14 protein-coding genes and 2 pseudogenes are annotated in these 19,202 nt (G+C 71.1%); 5 read left to right on the top strand and 11 right to left on the bottom strand.

The window, feature by feature from the left end:
- Positions 1 to 11: 11 nt before the first annotated feature.
- Positions 12 to 3,407: a M28 family peptidase gene (locus SROS_RS18395; RefSeq protein ID WP_012890450.1), complete on the top strand. Its 3,396-nt coding sequence runs from the start codon at positions 12 to 14 to the stop codon at positions 3,405 to 3,407.
- 68 nt (positions 3,408 to 3,475) lie between these two features.
- On the opposite strand, the gene SROS_RS18390 is transcribed toward SROS_RS18395, so the two are convergent.
- On the bottom strand, positions 3,476 to 6,289 hold the full coding sequence (locus SROS_RS18390) for an ATP-binding protein (protein ID WP_012890449.1): 2,814 nt from the start codon (positions 6,287 to 6,289) through the stop codon (positions 3,476 to 3,478).
- Positions 6,290 to 6,579: 290 nt separating this feature from the next.
- On the bottom strand, positions 6,580 to 8,112 hold the full coding sequence (locus SROS_RS18385; protein WP_012890448.1) for a discoidin domain-containing protein: 1,533 nt from the start codon (positions 8,110 to 8,112) through the stop codon (positions 6,580 to 6,582).
- Between the two features lie 355 nt (positions 8,113 to 8,467).
- On the opposite strand from SROS_RS18385, the gene SROS_RS18380 reads away from it, so the two are divergent.
- The gene (locus SROS_RS18380) at positions 8,468 to 9,841 is read left to right on the top strand and encodes an ROK family transcriptional regulator (RefSeq protein ID WP_012890447.1); all 1,374 of its coding nucleotides are present in this window, start codon (positions 8,468 to 8,470) and stop codon (positions 9,839 to 9,841) included.
- 333 nt (positions 9,842 to 10,174) lie between these two features.
- Here the strand turns inward: SROS_RS18380 and SROS_RS18375 are convergent, their stop codons facing one another.
- From SROS_RS18375 to SROS_RS18365, 3 genes are read right to left on the bottom strand one after another with little or no spacing between them, the layout of a single operon-like run.
- Positions 10,175 to 10,501, bottom strand: coding sequence for a DUF1048 domain-containing protein (locus tag SROS_RS18375; protein ID WP_012890446.1), 327 nt, complete (start codon positions 10,499 to 10,501; stop codon positions 10,175 to 10,177).
- Position 10,502: 1 nt separating this feature from the next.
- Positions 10,503 to 10,859, bottom strand: coding sequence for a DUF1048 domain-containing protein (locus SROS_RS18370; protein WP_012890445.1), 357 nt, complete (start codon positions 10,857 to 10,859; stop codon positions 10,503 to 10,505).
- Entirely contained in the window at positions 10,856 to 11,182 is a 327-nt protein-coding gene (locus SROS_RS18365) for a PadR family transcriptional regulator (protein ID WP_012890444.1), read from the bottom strand. The genes SROS_RS18370 and SROS_RS18365 overlap by 4 nt, the downstream gene beginning before the upstream one ends.
- 470 nt (positions 11,183 to 11,652) lie before the next feature.
- On the opposite strand from SROS_RS18365, the pseudogene SROS_RS54215 reads away from it, so the two are divergent.
- Both SROS_RS54215 and SROS_RS18360 read left to right on the top strand, forming a co-directional pair.
- Positions 11,653 to 11,832, top strand: a pseudogene (locus SROS_RS54215) (IS630 family transposase); the annotation flags it as partial.
- Positions 11,833 to 11,949: 117 nt separating this feature from the next.
- A complete protein-coding gene (locus tag SROS_RS18360) occupies positions 11,950 to 12,279 on the top strand; it encodes a hypothetical protein (protein WP_012890443.1) in 330 nt (109 codons plus the stop codon).
- Positions 12,280 to 12,282: 3 nt separating this feature from the next.
- Here SROS_RS18360 and SROS_RS18355 read toward each other — a convergent pair whose 3' ends face one another.
- The 6 genes and pseudogenes from SROS_RS18355 to pdxH all read right to left on the bottom strand — a co-directional run bounded on the left by SROS_RS18355 (position 12,283) and on the right by pdxH (position 18,302).
- Positions 12,283 to 12,543 (bottom strand): hypothetical protein, encoded by a 261-nt coding sequence (locus SROS_RS18355; protein WP_043652290.1) that lies wholly within the window; start codon positions 12,541 to 12,543, stop codon positions 12,283 to 12,285.
- Positions 12,544 to 12,988: 445 nt separating this feature from the next.
- A pseudogene (locus SROS_RS49660) lies at positions 12,989 to 13,786 on the bottom strand (helix-turn-helix domain-containing protein).
- Positions 13,787 to 14,173: 387 nt separating this feature from the next.
- Positions 14,174 to 14,806 (bottom strand): DUF2461 domain-containing protein, encoded by a 633-nt coding sequence (locus SROS_RS18340; protein WP_012890441.1) that lies wholly within the window; start codon positions 14,804 to 14,806, stop codon positions 14,174 to 14,176.
- Positions 14,807 to 14,860: 54 nt separating this feature from the next.
- Positions 14,861 to 16,027, bottom strand: coding sequence for a 3-deoxy-7-phosphoheptulonate synthase (locus SROS_RS18335; protein WP_012890440.1), 1,167 nt, complete (start codon positions 16,025 to 16,027; stop codon positions 14,861 to 14,863).
- Positions 16,024 to 17,637, bottom strand: coding sequence for a (2,3-dihydroxybenzoyl)adenylate synthase (locus SROS_RS18330; protein WP_012890439.1), 1,614 nt, complete (start codon positions 17,635 to 17,637; stop codon positions 16,024 to 16,026). Before SROS_RS18330 ends, SROS_RS18335 begins: the two co-directional genes overlap by 4 nt.
- 14 nt (positions 17,638 to 17,651) lie before the next feature.
- Entirely contained in the window at positions 17,652 to 18,302 is a 651-nt protein-coding gene (pdxH, locus tag SROS_RS18325) for a pyridoxamine 5'-phosphate oxidase (protein WP_012890438.1), read from the bottom strand.
- An 83-nt stretch (positions 18,303 to 18,385) separates the two neighbouring features.
- On the opposite strand from pdxH, the gene SROS_RS18320 reads away from it, so the two are divergent.
- Positions 18,386 to 19,099 (top strand): methyltransferase, encoded by a 714-nt coding sequence (locus SROS_RS18320; protein WP_218919870.1) that lies wholly within the window; start codon positions 18,386 to 18,388, stop codon positions 19,097 to 19,099.
- Positions 19,100 to 19,202 lie beyond the last annotated feature (103 nt).

The raw sequence follows: 19,202 nt of genomic DNA, 5'->3' as shown, positions 1-19,202 counted from the left end.
AAGGAACACGCGTGAGACGCAGAGCTGTACTCGCGGCCGCCGTCGGCTTGGCCGTGGTCGCCGCGGTGGCACCTTCCTCACCTGCGGCCGCGAAACCCTCCCCCGGAACGGCCGGCTACCACCGCTCCCCCGCCGACCCGCCCCAGCTCGCCGTGGCCGCCGCCGACCAGGCAGTCGCGAGCGGCCTGGACGAACTGCGGAAAAGCCCGGACGAGACCTACCGGCGCACCGCCGTGAGCACGGGCGCGGGCGGCATGTACTCCGTCGCCTACGAGCGCACGTACAAGGGACTGCCCGTGGTGGGCGGCGACGCGGTCGTGATCACCGACTCCGCCGGGAACGTGCGCGACACCGCGGCGGCGGCCGGCGCCATCCGGAACGTGCCGACCTCGGCGGCGGTGACCGCCGCGGACGCCAGGGCGAAGGCGAAGACCCGGCTGTCCCGGACCGACGACAGCGCGGACCCGCGCCTGGTGGTCCTGGCCTGGGGGGACAAGCCACGGCTTGCCTGGGAGACGCTGGTCTCCGGCATCGCCGACGGCAGACCGAGCAAGCAGCACGTGTTCGTCGACGCGCGCACCGGTGAGATCGCCGACTCCTACGACGAGGTGCGGGCGGGCACCGGGACCGGCTACTACTACGGCCAGGTCACCATCGGCACGAGCGGCTCCGGCAGTTCGTACTCGATGACCGACACGACCCGCAGCGGCATCCGCTGCGGCGGGCAGAACGGTTCCGCCTACACCGGCACCGACGACGTCTGGGGGAACGGCTCCGGGACGAACCTGGAGAGCGCCTGCGTGGACGCGCTCTACGCGGTTCAGAAGGAATGGGACATGCTGCGCGACTGGCTCGGTCGCAACGGCATCAACGGCAGCGGCGGCGGCTTCCCGGCCCGGGTGGGGCTGGCCGATGTCAACGCCTACTGGAACGGCAGCTACACCAACTTCGGCCGCTCGCAGGACGGCCAGCGCCAGGCCACGCCGATCGACGTGGTGGGACACGAGTTCGGCCACGCCATCTTCCAGACCACGCCCGGCGGCGCCGGCTCCGGCAACGAGAACGGCGGCATCAACGAGGCCGTCGGCGACGTCTTCGGGGCGCTCACCGAGGCCTACGCCAACAACCCGAACGATCCGCCGGACTACGAGGTCGGCGAGGAGGTGGACCTCGTCGGCGACGGCCCGATCCGGTACATGTACGAACCGTCCCGGGTGGGCGACCCCAACTGCTGGTCCTCCTCCATCCCGAGCACCGAGGTGCACGCCGCGGCCGGCCCGTTCAACCACTGGTTCTACCTGCTGGCCGAGGGCTCCTCGCCGGGCGGCGGCAAGCCGAACAGCCCGATCTGCTCCGGCGGCCCCTCCTCGGTGTCCGGCCTCGGCATCCAGAAGGCCGGAAAGATCTTCATGGGCGCGCTGATGCGCAAGACCTCCACCTGGAGGTACGCCAACGCCAGGTCGGCGTCGCTGGCGGCGGCCGTGGAACTGTACGGCGCGGGCAGCCCCGAGTGCGCCGCCACCAAGGCGGCCTGGAACGCGGTCAGCGTACCGGTGCAGTCGGGCGAGCCGACCTGCGCCGCGACGGGCAACGACTTCTCCGTCTCGCTGAACCCGGCCGCGGGCTCGGTACAGCCCGGCCAGCAGGTCACCTCGACCGTCGGCACGCAGACCACCTCGGGCAGCGCGCAGACGGTCGCCCTCACCGCTTCCGGCCTGCCGGCGGGCGCCACCGCGAGTTTCAGCCCGTCCTCGGTGACCTCGGGCGGCTCCTCCACCATGGCCGTCAGCACCGCCGGGTCGACGCCGGCCGGGACCTACATCGTCACGGTCACCGGCTCCGCCACCTCCGGCACGCACACGGCGGCCTACACCCTGACGGTCGGCAGCGGGCCCGCCCCGACCGACCCGCCGGACATCAGCCTCGCGAACGTCAAGGCGCACCTGCAGCAGTTCCAGAGCATCGCCACCGCCAACGGCGGCACCCGCAGGTCCACGGGCGCCGGCTACACCGCGTCGGTGTCCTACATCGAGCAGAAGCTCACCGCCGCCGGCTACACCGTGGTGCGGCAGCCCTGCACCTCCGGCTGCACCTCCGGGGCCGGGCCGAACCTGATCGCCGACTGGCCCGGCGGCGACGCCAACCAGGTCGTCATGGCCGGCGCCCATCTGGACAGCGTCTCGGCCGGTCCGGGCATCAACGACAACGCCTCGGGTTCGTCGGCGCTGCTGGAGGTCGCGCTGACCCTGGCCGCGAAGAACCCGGCGATGGCCAAGCACGTGCGGTTCGGCTGGTGGACCGACGAGGAGCAGGGCCTCAACGGTTCGGAGTTCTACGTCAACTCGCTGGGCTCCACCGAGCGGAGCAAGATCACGGTCTACCACAACTATGACATGGTGGGCTCGACCAACGGCGGCTACTTCATCAACAACATCACCACCTCGGCGGCGACGCACCTCAAGGCCTTCTACGACGGCCTGAACCTCCAGCCGGAGGAGAACACCGAGGGGGCCAACCGCTCCGACGACGCGTCGTTCCGCAACGCGGGGATCGCCACCTCCGGCGTGGCGGCCGGCGCCAGCGCCGTCAAGACATCGGCCCAGGCCGCCAAGTGGGGCGGTACGGCGGGCCAGGCGTACGACCCCTGCTACCACCGCGCGTGCGACACGACGAGCAACATCAGCGACACCGTTCTGGACCGGGCCGCCGACGCCTCGGCGTACGCGATCTGGAAGCTCGCGACGGGCACCGCCACGAGCCGGGACTTCTCCATCTCCGCGAGCCCGTCGTCGGGGACGGTCCAGGCGGGCCAGGCGGTGACCTCCACGGTCGCCACCGCCACCACGGCGGGAACCGCGCAGACGGTCAGCCTGTCCGCGTCGGGGCTGCCCGGCGGCGCCACGGCCGGTTTCAACCCGGCGTCGGTGACCTCCGGCGGCTCGTCCACGCTGACCATCGCCACCACGGCCACGACGCCCCCCGGCACCTACCAGGTGACGGTCACCGGCACCGGCGAGACCGCCACCCGCACCTCGGTGTACACGCTGACCGTGCAGGGCACCTCGTCCGGCCGCACGTTCCGCAATGACACCGACCACACCATCGACGACTTCGGCACCGTCGAGAGCCCGATCACCTCCACCGCGACCGGGACGGCGACGTCGCCCGTCAAGCTCACCGTCACGATCGACCACACCTGCGCCGAGGACCTGGAGATCTGGCTCCGCGGCCCGAACGGACGGTGGTACCTGCTCGACAGCAGCGGCGGCTCCACCTGCACCGCGTACGGCACGCGGACCTACACGGTCCCGGTCACCCAGCAGGCGGCCGGGCAGTGGCTGCTGGAGGTGAGCGACTACTACTTCCAGGACACCGGCACTCTCGACTGGTGGAGCATCACCGTCTGAGCGGCGGACCAGCGGACGCCCCCGGGACCGAGCGATCGGTTCCGGGGGCTCCCCGCCGTCTCCCGCGTTCAGACGGGCGGGGCGACCTCGGTCCGCGACCGTACGCCGAGCTTGCGCAGCACGGTGGCGACGTGGGTCTCGACCGTGCGCGTCGACAGGAACAGGACGTCGGCGATCTCCCGGTTGGTCCGGCCGAGCGCGACGAGCCGGGCCACCTCCCTCTCCCGCTGCGACAGCGCGCCGGCGGTGCCCTTGCGGCCCCGCGGCAGCGGGGACTCCGCGCCGATGTCGCGCAGCGCGCGGCGGCAGCGCGCGGCGTCGTGGGTGGCGCCGAGCGCGCCGAACCGTTCCGCCAGCTCGGCGAGGGCCGAGGTGGCGTGGCGATCACCGAGGGCGAGCCGGGCACGCGCCTCGCCCTCGCCCGCCCGCGCCGCAGCGTAGGGCTGGGGCAGGGCCGCGTACGCCTCCCGGGAACGGGCGAAGAAGCCGGCGGCGTCGGCCGGTCGCCGATCGGCGGCCAGCGCGCCCCGGGCGTGGTCGAGGGCGGCGTGCGCGGCGGGCGCGAGGCGGCCCGCGATCCCGCCGGCGAATTCGGCCACCAGCTCGGCCCCCTCCCGCAGCCGCCCGGCGCGGGCGAACGCGGTGACGGCCGGCGGGATCAGGTAGGCACCCCAGACCCACACCCCCTTGCGGCGTAGCCGGGCGACCGCCTGCTCGGCCTCCGTGACCGCGCTCTCCAGCGCACCACGGGCGAGGTGCAGCTCGACCAGGCCCCCCGCGGCGGCCACCACGACCGGAAGGAAGCGCGCGTCCGGCGCGTCCATGCCCGCGCCGCGAAGGTGCCCGGCGGCCTCCTCCCACTCGCCGGTGGCCAGGGCGAGCAGCCCCAGCACCAGCCAGACGTCCACCGCGATCAGCGGCGTCTCGGTGGCCAGCTCCGCCAGGGTGGCCGCCCGGTCGCGGAGCCCGTCCCATCGGCCGGTCAGCCAGTTCCTGCGGACCGTCGAGACGTCGACGAGGTAGGCGGGGTACTGCGCACCGGTCTCCGCGGCCAGCCGCCTGCCCTCCTTGCCGAACCGTTCCGCCGCGGCGTAGTGGCCCAGCATGGTCGCCGCGTCGTGAAGGTTGCAGTAACCGCGGGCGGCCTCTCGCCGGACCGCCGTGGACGGGTCGGCGACCGGCAGCGTGGCGGCGACGGTGAACGCGTCCGGGGAGCCGATCGTCATCTCGAAGGAGGCCCGGTTGGCCAGGACCGCGGCCGCCAGCTCCGGGGTGCCCGCGGTCGCGACGAGCGCCTCGGCGCGGGCCATCCACTCCTCGTGCGTCGCCAGCGACTCGGTGCCCCATCCCGGCAGCGCGAGGCTCGCCCAGCCGCGGGCGGCCAGCGTCGGCCGGTCGTGCAGCTCGGTGACGGCGGCCATGATCTCAGGACGTCCGGCGGCGCTGTCGCCCGCCTGGTTGCACAGCACCAGGCCGAGGTTGAGTCGCGCCTCGCCGCGCACCTCGCGGGCGAGGAAGTCGTCCCGCAGCAGGCGGCGCAGCAGGCGCACCACCCGCTGGTGCGACAGCCCGGTAGCCGCCAGGCGGCTCAGTGCCAGCGCGAGGGGGCCGCGGTCCGGCTCGGGCAGGTCGGGATCGGCGAGCATGCCCTCCAGCACCTCCACGGCCAGGGCGGTGTCGCCGAGCGCGGCCGCGCGGTCGGCGGCCGCCCTGCCGTGGCGCAGCCAGGCCTCCATGTCCCCGGCCTGCCGGGAGTGATAGGCGAGCTGGACCAGCGGCGGAGGCTCCATCGCCGCCAGCGCGGTCATCGCGCGCTCGTGCGCCGGCCGCCGGTCCGGGCCCGGGATCGCGTCGTACACGGCCTGCTGGGCCAGGGCGTGGCGGAAGCCGTAGCGGCCGCCGGGATGCTCGCGGAGCACGCCGACGCGCAGTGCCTCGCCCAGCCCGGTGGAGTCCCCGCCGACCGCCGCGATCAGTTGCTCGCCCACGGGAAGCCGCAGCACCGCCGCCGCCTGCACCGCGCTCACCGCCGCCGCGGACAGGCCGGCCATCCGCTCGGCCATCGCCTCGCGCAGCAGCAGCGGCACCCCGACACGGTCCAGCGCGTCGGGCCCCTCCGCGTCGGGCAGGGACCGGACGACCTCCTCCACCACGAACGGGATGCCCGCCGTACGCTCGTGCAGCCGCGCGACGAACGGGGCCGGCAGGTCGGACCGGTTCAGCAGCGCGCGGGCCAGGCTGTTCACACCCGGCACGTCCAGCGGCCTCAGCGGTATCACCAGGCTCGTCGTGCCGGGCGGGTGCCGGTAGGTGTGCCCCAGCGGCAACCCGGGCGTGCCCAGGTCCTCCCGCCGGTACGTCGCCACCACCGTCAGGCCCCGGGGCGGCTGGTCGGCCAGGAACCGCAGCAGGTCCCGCGTCCCGTCGTCGGCCCAGTGCAGGTCCTCGATCACGAGCAGGGCCGGTCCGACGGCCGCCAGCAGGGCACGCATCGCGCGGAACAGCCGATGCCGCTCGGCCCGTGGATCGTTCGGCCGCCGCGGCGACGGCGGCAGCGCGCGAGCCAGCTCGGGGAGGTAGTCGCGGAGCGCGCCGGTGACCGGGTTGAGCGCCTCGATCGCCGGCAGCCGGCCCGCGATCTCCCGCAGCGCCTCCACCACGGGCCCGTACGGAAAGGGTTCGCGGATCTGGTGGCAGTAGCCGAGAAGGACGGACCGGTCACCGGACACCAGGCGGCTCAGCGCGGCGTGCACGAGCCGGGTCTTCCCTATGCCCGCCTCCCCCTCCACCAGCACCACGGCCGGCGGGCGGGTCATCGCGTCGATCAGAACCTGCAGCTCAGCGGTACGTCCAACGAGTACGGGCGAGGCCAGGCTGCTCATCGGCGGCTCCGAGGGGATACGGGCTGCGGGACCCTCACGGAGGGTACCCACATATGTCCGTTCAAGGTCAACCCTTGGATATAACGGGCTTGTTGCGGCTGCGTGTCAGGATTCACACGCGGGCGGCCGCTGCCGGGCCGTATCCGGCGCTCACCGGGGTCGCGCCACAGGACACCCGCCGGCGATCCGCCCGCGGAACGTGTCAAGTCCGGCGGTGAGGTCCCGCGCCGGCCGCGGTGGCGACGCCCTCCTCGGACCCCGCTCCGCCGATGCCGCCGCCGGCGCGGATCTCAGCCGAGATCTCCGATGCCGGTGGGGTGCCGGCTCCGGAAGACCTGCAGCTCCGCGAGCTGCCCGGCCGGCCAGCCGGTGTTCGCGGTGATGGCCAGCCGGATGTGGCGCTGGGTGGTGGCGGGGAAGGTGATGGTGACGGTGTTGCCGGTGGCCGGGTCGAAGGTACGGCCCGCGGACGGGGAGATCGTCGAGTACGCCGAGCCGTTCAGGCTTCCGAGGACGGAGAGGGTCTGGGTCCTGGCACCCCAGGCGGGCGACGGCGGCAGTTTGAGGACGATCCTGCCGACGCTGCTCGCCGCGCCCAGATCGACGGTGATGGACTGCGGGAACGTGTGGTTGAGGCTCTCCCAGTAGGTGCCGGTGTTCCCGTCGTTGGCCGCCGCCGCGCCGTAGCCGCCGGTGTGGCTGCTCGCCGTGATCGCCTTGCCGGCCGCCAGGTCGGGATCGGGCGGCGCGACCTCCCCGGTGAACTGGGTGACCCAGTGCCTCGTCCGGTCGAGGTAGGCGGTCTCGGCGTCGGTGCCCGTCTTGCCGTAGGCGCCGGCGAAGGTCTGGTAGCCGGATCCCGCGGGCGGGGTGGAGCTCGCCGGTTCGAGGATCGAGCCCTCGTGCCACTCGTTGAAGGAGGTGACGGAGACCCAGGTCGGCGACCCGCCCGTGGCCGGGGCCAGCGCGTTGCGCCACTCCAGGTCGTAGGTGGCGCCGTTGTCGCGGCCCAGTGTCGGGGTGGTGTTGCCGGGGACCGCCCGGTCGTCGACGTAGCCGGGGCCCACCGAGGGCGCCCAGACGAGACCGTTCGCCCTGCAGAAGTCGCTCGCCTGCTTCCAGCCGGGGGCCGTCGCGCCGGCGATCGCGTCGTAGGTGTACATCCCGCCGAAGTGCGCGACCTTGGTGGTGTCGGTGGTCTGCGCCAGCACGATGCTGTGCGCGCGCACCTGGTCCAGGGCCGACCAGTCGGCGATCCGCAGGCTCTCGAAGACGTAGAACGCGCCGCGGCCGCCGTGCCCGGCGTCGCGGTAGAAGGCCGGGCTGCTCCCGTAGCGGGAGTTGATGTAGGCGATGTCGGCGACCGTCGAGGCCGCCGTCCGGCCGGCGTAGGGCTCCAGGTGCCAGGCGACCTTGACCCCGGATCGCGCCGCCGCCTCCAGCACCCCGGCGGCGAGCCGGTCCTCGTAGGAGTCCTCCCCCCACCAGCTGAAGACGATGACCCCGGCGCCCGAGCGCCGGATCCAGCTCATGTGCTGTGCCACCGCGCCGTCGAAGTCGCCGGAGTCGTAGGCGCCGAGCTTGGGGTAGAAGTCCGCGCCCACGTCGCCGGGCGGGGTGTGGCCGCCCTGCTGCCAGTGCCGGTAGCCGCCGGAGACCGCCGGGCTGCCGTACCAGGGGTAGTAGAACAGGTGGACGTCGGTCGCGCTGCGCTCCGCCGCGACGGCCGTTCCGGCCGCCAGGGCCGGCGGCGCTCCCCCGGCTGTCAGGCCGGCAGTCAGGAGCAGGGCGGCGACGGCCGCCGCGCTTCGCCAGTTGCGCATGGGTGAATCACTCCTCGCGTCGATGTGCCCTTCCGGCAGGCGGGAGTCTCCCGCTGCCGTACCGGCTGCGCACCGCCCCCTCCTTTCGATGAAATTTCATCGCTCATCCATTGTTTTGCATGTTTTGCGCTGAAATTTGCGCAGCTTGCCGCATTAAAGGACGCCCTCTCTTATGACGCAAGCCTCGAAACGTTCCACCCTCGGTAACGTTTCGGCAACATGCCGGGCGTGTCACCCTCCCGCGACCTCGTTCGAGGGCCGCGAAGTCGTTATCGGCCCATGCTGTACGGCCGGACCACCCGGTGTTAGAAATCAATTAATTGCGCTTCAAGATAAATAAAGGCCGGTGACCGCGATGACGCAGGGGCAGCACTTCACCCGCCTCGCGGGGGGCGCCGCCCAGCCGGCGGGCCATGCGTCGCTGCGCCGGACCAACCTCTCGCTGGTCCTGCGTCACCTGCGTGACCACGGCTCCAGCTCGCGCGCCGACATCGCCGAGGCGACCGGCCTGCACCGTGCCACCGTATCCAACCTGATGGCCGAGCTGCTCGAACGGCGGCTCGTCCGCGAGGTGGGCATCGAGCACGCGGGGACGGTCGGGCGTCCCCGGCGGGCGGTGGCGCTCGACGGCGCCCACGTCGGGGTCCTGGGCCTGGAGATCAACGTGGACTACGTCGCGGTCCACGGCACCGACCTGGGCGGGCGTGTCCTGGTGGAGCGCCGCGTCGGCTTCGACGCGATGGGCAGCGGCACCAACCACTCGCTGCGCGAGCTCGGCCGGGTGGCCCGGCAGGCCATCGACGAGCTCACCCGGGCCGGGGCCGGACCCTCCGGGCTCGGGCCGGGTGACCTCGCGGCAGCCGGCGCGTCCGGCATCGCGGCAGCCGGCGGCGGCATCAGAGTGGCCGGCATCGGAGTGGCCGTCCCCGGCCTGGTGGACGTCGGCCACGGTGTGGTCGCGCTCGCGCCGAACCTCGGCTGGCGTGACGTGTCGCTCGCCTCCCGGCTGTCCGTCGCGCTCGGCGACGTGCGGGCCCCGGTGACGGTGGACAACGACGCCAACCTCGCCGCGCTGGCCGAATACACCTCGGGCGTCGCCGCGGGGACGGCCGACATGGTCTACCTGACCGGCGAGGTCGGCGTGGGCGGCGGCATCATCGTCGGCGGCCGCCTGCTCCGCGGGGCGGACGGCTTCTCCGGCGAGGTCGGGCACATGCCCGTCGACCCGGGCGGCAGCCGGTGCGGATGCGGGCGCAGCGGCTGCTGGGAGACCAAGGTCGGGCTCGCGGCGCTGGTGCGCATGGCGACGCCGGACCAGGCCTACGGGATGGGCACCACCCCGGTGCCCGACCCCGAGGAGCGGGTGGCGGAGATCGCCCGCGGGCTGGCCGGGGGCGATCCGCTGATGCTCGCGGCGGTGGCGGAGGTCGGCCGGTGGCTCGGGCTCGGCGGCTCGATCCTGGTCAACCTCTTCAACCCCCGGGTCATCGTGGTCGGCGGCTACTTCGCCACGCTGGCCCGGTGGCTTCTCCCGTTCGCCCAGGCGGAGCTGGAGGACCTGGTCGTCGCCGGACCCGCCGCCCGCTGCCGCTTCGTCGCCTCCGACCTCGGTTTCGGCGCCGCGTCCCTGGGCGCCGCCAACGTTGTGATCAACCAGCTCATCGACGACCCCACCGCGATCGGCTCGCCGCCGGTCAGGCTCGCGGCCCCGCAGCCCACCGCCACCTGATACGGGGTGTCGTCAAGAGTCGTGTCACCAGGTACACGTGATCGTGTTGACCCTGGTGACAGCTCTCGCAGCACCGCTGGGGTTCACCTGCAGAATGCTGATTCTGTTTGGCCAGTCCGGCGCGCTGACCTGGGTTAACGCAATCGCGTGTGCCTGCTGACAGCTCCGTTGCCGACACCCCGATCGGGTCCACGCCCCGGGCCCGGCGCGGCAGTCCGGAGGAGTGCTCACAAGCTGCTCAGCTCGCCAAGGGCCGTCCGGGCATACGCCCACTGGCGCGACAACGACGTCCCGGTGGTCGAGGCGCCCGCCGGTGCCTCGGGTCGACAGGTGTTACTTCTCGGCCGTGCCGGGTCCCCCGCTGATGGACTCCTGATAGATGTCCGCGTAGGTGCGCGAGTCCTTGACCAGGTCGTCGCAGAAGGCAGCGACGTCGTTGCCGATGAGTTCCAGGACTCCCTTGCCGGCCCCGACGCCCTCCTCGAAGAAATCGATGATCCCTGAGAGCAGGGGCCCGTCAAGCAAGTCGATCGGTCCAACCTTGAAGATGTACCTCTGAATCTCCTTGTAGACGATCTGGTAGTCCGGCGGGAGCGCCTTGACCCGCGCCATGTGCGCCCGCCACTGCTTCTTGCCCTCGATGATGTCTTGGATGCCCACGTCAGCCTCCTAGCCGGCCCAGTTTCCTTGCGACGTTCCTGTTCAACTGCTCGCGCCACCGGTCGCGAAAGTCCCGAGCCCCTTCTCCGCCGGCCAGCGCCGCGCAGAAGCCCTTGACGTCGTCACCCAGCACGTCGTGAATGCTCTGCCCGTCGGCCGCTGTCTCTTCGAGCAGCCCCAGAGCACCGTCGAGAATCGGCATCAGGTTTCGACCTGTGAAGTCCGCGTAGGGAGAAAGATGACCCTTGATCTCTTCCCACGCCGCCCGGTAGTCGGCCGGCAATGCCTCGGCCCGAGCTTCGAACGCCTTCCATTCCCTGGTGAGATCGCTGCCTGTCATGGCCTCCCAGAAGTTCATCTCCCGCCCTCCTTGAGCTTGTCGATCCGTGATGTGATGTACTCCCATTTCGCCCAGAACGTCGCGAGTTCTTCGCGCCCCGCGTCGTTGAGCGCATAGAACTTGCGCGGCGGGCCCATCCCGGACGGTCGTTTCGTCACCTGGACGAGCCCGTTCTTCTCCAGTCGCAGCAGAATGGTGTAAACCGTCCCCTCGACGACGTCGGCGAAGCCGAGTTCGTTCAGCCGACGCGTGATGGCGTACCCGTAGGTCTCCTCGCTGTCGATGATTTCAAGCACGCAGCCCTCAAGCGTGCCCTTCAGCATCTCCGTCAGGTCGTCCATCGTGGGTCCTTTTCGGTCTCCTGGTACTCGGTAGTACCGAGTACTACTATAAAGTACCACAGAGTAGTGGACCACGACACTGGCAGTACGCCGGAACCACCGCGTGGCGCAGGCGCCTCGCCGAGAGGATCGCTTCCAGCAATCACGGAAATCCAACGAACCTGTCTGACCTGCGGTTACGTTGGTTTGGGATACAGAGCGCCGCGGGCACATCCCGATTCAGGGACTTGTCCTGAGGGTTCAGATCTTGCGGCGCTCCGTCGTTGTCCGGGGTTGTTGACCTCTTATTGCAGGCCAGAGCGGGGTCACGTCCGTGGACGTGACCCCGAGCGAACTAAGCGCCTATCCAGGAGTTCTGCACGTAACCGGGTGCGAGATCGCCGGAGTGAACAGACGTTGACAAGGGCCTCGCCGGAGGTTGGATCGAAGTTGCCTCCATCGTCCATCCGCCCGGCGAGGTCGTGGCCAGCATGCGCCCTTCTGTCGTGTTCGCCAATGCTCAGGCCGTCTCGATCGAGCACCTGCAGGCGCAGTTACGGGGCCGTTGGCGGCAGGCGACGCGAGCGGTGATGCTGCCGCTGTCGCTGCATGGATTGCCGGCCCGGACGATTGCGAGCCGCTGTCTGTGCGCTCATTGTCAAGGAACACTGCACTCTGTGCTAACGACTTCCATGATCGGCCGCAGCACACTGAGCACGCCGGATCCGCCGAGCGGGTTCGACGCCGTAGGTTTCCAAAGGATTCTCAGTGCAGGGCAGGAAATGAAAATGAATCTCAAGCGGTGGGGTGCCCTCGGCACCGCGGCCGTTTCCCTGGCAGGGGCCATGGTCGTCACGGGCGGGACCACAGCGGCACACGCGGATACCCGGTGCGACTGGAGCTGGATCTACATCAACGACAGCCCCGGCGGAGACCCCAAGGAGGCGGCCCGCGGTCACTCCCACAACACCGGTAACCACTACATCAGCTACTCCTCATGGTCCGACTATTATCAGAAGTACGCCTGGTACTGGGAGTCCGACAATGACGGTGGGTCGGACGGTGACACCTACGACACCTATTACAGCTGGAACTTGTGCGATCACCCCGCGTGGTAGCGCTCACGAACGAGCGAAACTCCATTTCGTGAAGGCCTCACCAGTCACGCGGGGGGCGCCGGAGAACACGTCATCGGCCACGAAGTCCAGTCGCACCCCGTCGGCGTAGACGTCTTTGAGCAGGCCGATGGCCAGATTCAGAGGCAGGCCGGTAGTGATCGCGGCGATGGGGTCGCTGATCTGCTTGGCGGGGATCCGCTGCCGGGAGGCGATCAGGGCGTGCCCGGCACCGGCGCGGATGTAGGCCAGGTGCACGATGCTCATCGCGTCGGCGGTGTCCCAAATGACGCGGTTCAGCAGGCGCTGCGTGGGGGCTGTGGTCGCCCGCCCACTCGGCGATCGTCCAGCCGTTGTGTTTGGGCAGGTGGGATATCACGGCGCGGACGTATTTGCCGGCTTGCAGCCCTGGTTCGATCCGGGCGAACATCGGAGCCAGCGCGGCCGGCAGGTCTTCGGAGTTTTGCCGCACCCGCGCGGCTTCTACGATGAGAGTGGCAGCCGCTCTCGATCTTGTTCTCGTCACACAGACATGATCACGAGCCGGTGCCACGCCGCACGATGCGCAGCAGCCGGTTTCCCTCATCGTCATCGATCTCGCGTACGCGAACCCGCTCAGCCACGAGCAGAGCCTGAAGCGATCACGCCCACCGAGGTGGGACCTTGATCGACATGTCCCCACGAAACAGGGCAAACCCAAGATGATGCGGCACTAAGCGGCATTCCAGAAGTTTCGTTTGTAACCGGCTGGGAGCCAGGGGCTGGTCCATGGAGCCGCGGCGGTCGGCAACTGATCCGGTGAGCGGGCGCGCAAGAAGGCGTGGATCTGTCTCAGACGGCCGGGCCAGGTGACGGCGGTGTTGGCGATGAACGCCTTCAGCCCGGCCCGGACGCGCTCCACGGGAGCGTCGTGCGGACTGTAACGCGCCCCGTACAGCAACTCCAGCCGGGGATGCTCGACCAGGTGGGCGGTGACGGTCCTGGCATGGTGGATGCCGTCGTTGTCACAGATCACGATGATGTGCGGGGCCGCCGCCAAAGGGCCACCAGCCGCACCCGCCGATACAGGGTGCGCCTGCTGAGGCGGGGGCGGGGCGGTTCGGCAACCGCCACAGCCGCGAGATCGTCCATGGTCCCGCGGCCGGGCCGGTAGAGCCGCGATGCGGTCGGTCAGCCGTTGGCCACCCAGATGCGGGCGGCCCGGACGAGGCCGGTCGGCCAGGCCCGCCATCCCGTGGCGGTCGAACCGGTCGGCCAGGCCCGCCATCCCGTGGCGGTCGAACCGGTCGGCCAGGCCCGCCATCCCGTGGCGGTTGAACCGGTCGATCCAGCGGCGGGCCGTGCCCGGGTCGTGGCCGAGCAGATCGGCGATCCGCACCGCCGGCAATCCATGCAGTGACAGCGGCAGCATCACCGCTCGCGTCGCCTGCCGCCAACGGCCCCGTAACTGCGCCTGCAGGTGCTCGATCGAGACGGCCTGAGCATTGGCGAACACGACAGAAGGGCGCATGCTGGCCACGACCTCGCCGGGCGGATGGACGATGGAGGCAACTTCGATCCAACCTCCGGCGAGGCCCTTGTCAACGTCTGTTCACTCCGGCGATCTCGCACCCGGTTACGTGCAGAACTCCTGGATAGGCGCTTAGCTGGTCAACCGCTTGCAGTCCGTTAACGGCGCGACCTCGGTCTGGCGTCAGGAGGTCTGCTGCACGGCCCGGCAGATGGCGCCACGGCCAACCCCAGGGCCTTGGCGATCTCGGCCACGGTGCCCTCCTGTGCCGCATAGCGCGATCGGGCGATCCGACCCGAAGACCAAGATCACATCCGGGCTGCGCTGAAACCGGAACGCACGCCAACGCCCCGGATGACCCGCTCCGGACGCCCCGCGCCGCGGAGCTCACCCCTTGGCGACGTGTTCGAGCAGCCAGTCGACGAGAGGGCGCAGGAGGCGCCAGTCGTCACGGACCACGGTGAGCGCCTTGCGCCCCCGCACCTTCGACTTCGGCACCCGGCGTTCGGCTCCCAGCGATCTGTGACGGAGCAGCTCGATGCGCGGGTGATCGGCCGGGTAACCGCGCGGCCGGGTCTTGACGCGCTCGCCCACCAGCTCGAACCCGTCCTTGACCAGCCGGTCGGTGATCTTGACGAGCGCGCCGCCGGCGTGCCCGTCGTCGACCGCCGCGCGGTAGCGGGTGGTCTCGGCGGAGTCGAAAGCGTGGAAGCCCGCGCCGAGGAAAAGGCCGCCGGCCTCAAGCTGGAGGTAGTAGCCCACGGTCCCGCCCGCGCCGACCGTCACCCCCTGATAGGTCTTGTAGGGCGACTTGTCCTTCGCGAACCTGGTGTCGCGCTGCGGGCGGAACAGCTTGGCCTCGCCGAACTCGTCCTCGAGCTCCCCGAGCAGGGCGAGCATCGGCTCCCGGACGGAGCTGTCGTAGACCTCCTTGTGCTCATGCCAGTAGTCGCGCGAGTTGTCGGCGCTCAGCCCTTCGTAGAAGGCGAACGCCCTGCTCGGAATCCCCTCGAAGCCCATGCCTCTCCTTCCCTCTGTCTCCGCGTCCCTCCCGTTCCCCTCCCTCCGCCGTTCTCACAGCACGCTCGCGAAGCGTCCGACCACCTCGGCCGCCTGTTCGGCGTTGAGGCGGGGATCGCACGCGCTCCGGTACCGCGGCAGGGGAGGCAGCGCGGAGAAGGGACGCGGGGTCGACACGCATTCGGTCACGTCCTCGGGCGTCATCTCCAGGTGCAGTCCCGCCGGGTGCCGCCGCAGGGAGCGCAGCACCCGGACGAACGCCACGACCTCCTCCAGGATCGCCCCCACGGGCCGGGTCTTCAGCCCCTTGCCGATCCGCACGGTGTTGCCGTGCATGGGATCGCACAGCCACAGCACCGGTGCTCCCCGCCTGGCGACCTCGCCCACGATCTCCGGCAGCAGCCGCCGGACCCGCGCGCCGCCCATCCGCACGATGAAGGACAGCCGCCCGGGGATCGCCTCCGGGTTGAGCAGGCGGCTCAGCCGTACGGCGTCCGCCGGGCGGGTGGTGGGGCCGATCTTCACTCCGATCGGGTTGGCGACCGACGCGGCGAACGCCACGTGCGCCCCCTCCACGGAGCGGGTGCGGTCGCCGATCCAGACGGAGTGCGCCGAGGAGGCGAACCGCGCGCCGCTCCCCTGCCTGACGAGGGGGTGCTCGTAGTCGAGCAGCAGCGCCTCGTGGGAGACGTGTGCCCGTTCGATGGTCTCCCGGCCGTCCCAGGAGGCCCGCACCGTGGCGAGCACCCGTTCGGCGCACTCGTAGGCCCGCAGCAGCCGCGCCGGATCGGGGAAGCGGGCATCGGGGTCGGCGTCCGGGCTGTTGACCGCGTCCCCCCGGTAGGCCGGCATGACCGTGCCGTCGGGGACCCGTTCCCAGGCGTCGGACCGCGGCTTGCCGTACTGGCCGGCGAGCCGGCCGACCGGCACGACCGGGACGCCCGCGGCGGCGCCCAGCCCGCGGGCCAGATGGTAGAGCTGGTCGAGCTTCCTGCCGACGTCGCACGGGTTGGACTCGCGGAAGCGCTCGGCGCAGTCGCCTCCCTGGAGCACCAGCGCCTCGCCGGCGCCGGCGCGCCCCATCGACGCCGACAGCCGCGCGCACTCCTCCTCGGTGACCAGCGGCCGCAGCGATCCCAGCGTCCGCCTGACCTCGTCGAGCAGGCCGGGGTCGCTCCAGTCGGGCTGCTGGGGCGCGCGCCCCGGCGTCAGCGCCGTCACGGCCGCCTGCCGCCCCGCCGATGGGCGATGTCCGCGCGCAGGCGGGCCTTGTCGATCTTTCCCACCGGGGTGTACGGCAGGGCGGCGACGTCCTCGATCCAGTCGGGGACCTTGTAGGCGGCCACGCCTCGTTTGCGGAGGAACGCCTCGATCGTCTTCAGGCTCGGGGCCTTCCTGCGGGGGACGATGTAGGCGCAGGTCCGCTCCCCCAGCAACGGGTCGGGCATCGCGACCACCGCCACGGCGTCGACTTCGGGGTGGGCGAGGAGGTGGTCCTCCACCTCGTCGGCGGGCACCTTGTCGCCGCCCCTGTTGATCACGTCCTTGACCCGTCCGACGATGGCGAGATGGCCGGTGCCGGTCAGCCGGGCGAGGTCGCCGCTGCGGAAGAACCCGTCCGGGGTGAAGGCGGCGGCGTTGTGCTCGGGCGCACGGTAGTAGCCGCGGATGGTGTAGGGGCCGCGGACCAGGAGCTCGCCGGCCTCTCCCGGCGGGACGTCGCGGCCGTCGTCGCCGACGAGGCGCACCTCGTCGGCCTGGGCGAGCGGCTTGCCCTGCGTGGACACGAGCAGCTCCGCGGAGTCGTCGCCGCGGCTCTGGCTGAGCAGCCCCTCGGCCATCCCGAAGGACTGCTGGAGACGGCCCAGTGTCCTGCCCACCCGGCCGGCCAGCTCGCCCGAGACCGCGGCACCGCCGACCTGGACCAGGCGGAGGCTGGACAGGTCCCGCCGGGCCCACTCCGCCGCCTCCGCCCACAGCTGGGCGAGTGAGGGGACGAGGCCCGTGACGGTGACCCGCTCGCGCTCGATCAGCGGGAAGGCGTCGTCGGGGCTCGGGGTCGGGGTGAGGACGACCGTCCCGCCCGCCTGCAGCGTGCCGAGCACTCCGGGGCAGCCGAGCGCGTAGTTGTGCGCGATCGGCAGGGCGGCCAGGTAGACCGACGTCTCGTCCAGGCCGGCGTTCTCCGCGCTGAGCCGGATGTTGCAGGCGTAGTCGTCGTGGGTGCGCGGGATGAGCTTGGAGCGGCCGGTGGTCCCGCCCGACAGCAGGAACAGGGCCACGTCGCCGGGATCGGGGGAGTCGTGCGGCACGGGGTCGCGTTCGAGGTCGGCCAGGGCCGTGAACTCCTGCGGGTCGCCGGACACGATGACGTGGCGGAGCGACGGCGCCGACGCCTGCACCCGCCGGGCGAGTTCCCGGTGGTCGAAACCCTGGCAGGTGTCGGGGACGACGTAGGCGACGGCGTCGGTGGCGGCGGCCAGGTGGCCTATCTCGCTGTGCCGGTGGGGCGGCAGGGCGAGGACCGGCGCCGCCCCGAGGCGGAACAGCGCGAAGCAGAGGAACACGAGGTCCGGGATGTTGGGCAGCTGGACCAGCACGCGGTCGCCGGAGCCTATGCCGAGTCCGCCCAGGCCCGCCGCGAGGCGGTCGGCGCGCTCGTCCAGCTCCCGGTAGCTCCAGCGCGAGTCCCCCGACACCAGGGCGGTCCGGGGGCCGTGGGCCGCGGCCACGCGGCGCAGCAGGTCGCCGAGCGTCTCACCGCGCCAGTAGCCCTCCCTCCGGTAACGCGCGGCCACCTCTTCCGGCCACTCCACACATCCGGGCATCATCGGCTTCTCCCTCCTCAGGGGGCTATCTGCGCGCTCCGCCAGCCGTCGCCGACGATCTCGCGGCGGTAGCGGAAGCGGTCCTGTATCTCGTCGGTACGGCGCTGCCAGAACTCGACCTCCTCGGGTGTCAGGCGGTAGCCGCCCCAGTGGGCGGGCCGCGGCACCTCCTGCCCGGAGAAACGGTCGCCGGCCTGGGCGAGCTGCGCCTGCAGCACGTCCCGGTCGCCGACCACCCGGCGCTGGTCGCTCGCCCAGGAGAGCAGCTGGACGCCGCGGGGCAGACCGGCGAAGAAGGCGTCGGACTCGACGTCGGTGAGCCGGGCGATACCGCCTTCGGCGCGCACCTGCCGGCCCACCTCCAGCCAGCCGAAGCAGAGCGCGGCCTGCGGGTTGACGGCCAGGTCGGCGCTCTTTCGGCTGCCGTAGTTGGTGAAGAACACGAATCCGTGGTCGACGTAGGCCACGTCGACCCACCGCGCCGACGGGCGGCCGTGGATGTCCGCCGTGGCGAGCACGGCGGCCTGGCCCGCGGCCGGGCCGGTGCCCAGCCACTCGTCGTGCCAGTGCCGGAACTGGGCCAGCGGGTCGCTCTCCAGCTTCCCGGGGTCGACTCCGTCCCTTCGGTAGGAGGCACCCAGCCGGATGAGATCGGTGGTCGTCGACATCAGCCTCTCCATCCGTCATTACATATTTCATAGCTACATGCCGTTCGTGGCATGATTTAAACGCTAATGCCTATAATTATCTAATGCAACGTCCATCGGAGACCGGAGAGACGATGAATACTCGCGCCCGGCAGGCCGCCGGAAGTCTTCTCGCCCGCCATCGGGAAATCACGCTGCGACAGAATTTCCGGCTGCTCGGCCTCGACTGGGATCTCCTTCCCGGCGTCTACGCCCCGCACCTCTCACAGTCCTCGGCGCTGTACGCCGAGTGGATCCCCTACCCGGTGCACGGCTCCCTCTGCGAGATCGGCAGCGGCACCGGCTACGTGGCCGTCACCGCCGCCCTCCGCGGATGCGACGCGGTGACCGCGATCGACATGAGCCGGGCCGCGGCGGACAACACCCGGCTCAACGCCGAACGGCACGGCGTCGCCGACCGCGTCCGCGTGGCCTGCGGGGACATGTTCTCCCCGCTGAGCGCGGACGACCGCTTCGACCTGATCTACTGGAACTCCAACTTCGTCGAGGCCCCCTCGGGCGAGGCCGCGGCCGACGACCTGGAGCGCGCGTTCTTCGACCCCGGCTACACCGCGCACGACGCCTTCCTGCGCGACGCCGGGGAGCACCTCAACCCCGGCGGGCGGCTGATGCTCGGCTTCACCGATCTCGGCAACGCGGCGCTCATCGGCGAGCTCGCCGCCCGGCACGGCTGGCGACCGGCCGTTCTCAGGGCGGCCGGCTGCGCCGCCCCGGAAGGGAAAATCAATTATCAGCTCGTCGAATTCCTCCGGGACTGAAAAGTCCCGGAGGAATTCCTCCCCTTATGTTCAATCGCTTAACGACGGCGATAGAGGCGCAAGGAAACGGGCGCCGATATCGCCGTCACCACCAATTACCCAG

The sequence above is a fragment of the Streptosporangium roseum DSM 43021 genome (genome assembly GCF_000024865.1).
Taxonomy (GTDB): Bacteria; Actinomycetota; Actinomycetes; order Streptosporangiales; family Streptosporangiaceae; genus Streptosporangium; species Streptosporangium roseum.
The sequence above is the reverse complement of the archived record's forward strand: the minus strand, read 5'-3'. Positions and strand labels throughout refer to the sequence as shown.

Excerpts from the sequence above, each read along its gene's own strand:
- SROS_RS18365 (WP_012890444.1), bottom strand. The coding sequence starts at position 11,182 with ATGGACGACCTGACGGAGATGCTGAAGGGCACGCTTGAGGGCTGCGTG.
- SROS_RS18370 (WP_012890445.1), bottom strand. The coding sequence starts at position 10,859 with ATGAACTTCTGGGAGGCCATGACAGGCAGCGATCTCACCAGGGAATGG.
- SROS_RS18320 (WP_218919870.1), top strand. The coding sequence starts at position 18,386 with ATGCAACGTCCATCGGAGACCGGAGAGACGATGAATACTCGCGCCCGG.
- pdxH (WP_012890438.1), bottom strand. The coding sequence starts at position 18,302 with ATGTCGACGACCACCGATCTCATCCGGCTGGGTGCCTCCTACCGAAGG.
- SROS_RS18380 (WP_012890447.1), top strand. The coding sequence starts at position 8,468 with ATGACGCAGGGGCAGCACTTCACCCGCCTCGCGGGGGGCGCCGCCCAG.
- SROS_RS18390 (WP_012890449.1), bottom strand. The coding sequence starts at position 6,289 with ATGAGCAGCCTGGCCTCGCCCGTACTCGTTGGACGTACCGCTGAGCTG.
- SROS_RS18360 (WP_012890443.1), top strand. The coding sequence starts at position 11,950 with ATGAATCTCAAGCGGTGGGGTGCCCTCGGCACCGCGGCCGTTTCCCTG.
- SROS_RS18330 (WP_012890439.1), bottom strand. The coding sequence starts at position 17,637 with ATGATGCCCGGATGTGTGGAGTGGCCGGAAGAGGTGGCCGCGCGTTAC.
- SROS_RS18385 (WP_012890448.1), bottom strand. The coding sequence starts at position 8,112 with ATGCGCAACTGGCGAAGCGCGGCGGCCGTCGCCGCCCTGCTCCTGACT.
- SROS_RS18355 (WP_043652290.1), bottom strand. The coding sequence starts at position 12,543 with ATGAGCATCGTGCACCTGGCCTACATCCGCGCCGGTGCCGGGCACGCC.
- SROS_RS18340 (WP_012890441.1), bottom strand. The coding sequence starts at position 14,806 with ATGGGCTTCGAGGGGATTCCGAGCAGGGCGTTCGCCTTCTACGAAGGG.